This window comes from Acinetobacter sp. YZS-X1-1 (assembly GCF_000804305.1).
GTDB lineage: Bacteria > Pseudomonadota > Gammaproteobacteria > Pseudomonadales > Moraxellaceae > Acinetobacter > Acinetobacter variabilis.
Genome location: NZ_JWHB01000022.1, coordinates 1 through 359, shown reverse-complemented (window position 1 = coordinate 359; position 359 = coordinate 1). Strand labels below are relative to the sequence as shown.

The window sequence follows — 359 nt, the reverse complement described above, 5'->3', positions numbered from 1 at the left end:
TAGAAAAAGGCTTTGTTGCACAAAGAATTAAAAGTAAAGATTTCTCATATCTACTCAAATTTAAGTGACAACTCGGGTATGTGGTCTGCCTAAGTCCGTAAATTTATTTAATACTGCCACACGTGCATGAATCTCATTGATTTGGCTTTGAAAATTTCTCGCACTGAGTTTATCCCCCAACAATTTGATGCAATGCATCTTGGTTTCAACCAAACTTCGCCGATGATAGCCTGACCATTTCTTCCAAATAGTTCTTCCTAAACGCTTAATTGTTCGAAGCAATTCATTGCGTTCTAGCGAGCCCATCTTTTTATCTTTCGATGGCTTCGCATTTTTTCTTGGTGGAATGACCGCATGTG

The 359-nt window shown here is 38.4% G+C and carries 1 protein-coding gene; it reads right to left on the bottom strand.

Annotation, left to right across the window (positions count from 1 at the left end):
* Window positions 1-60: 60 nt before the first annotated feature.
* Window positions 61-359: IS5/IS1182 family transposase (locus RJ01_RS11595; protein WP_034171198.1), on the bottom strand; the 299-nt coding region annotated here is incomplete at its 5' end.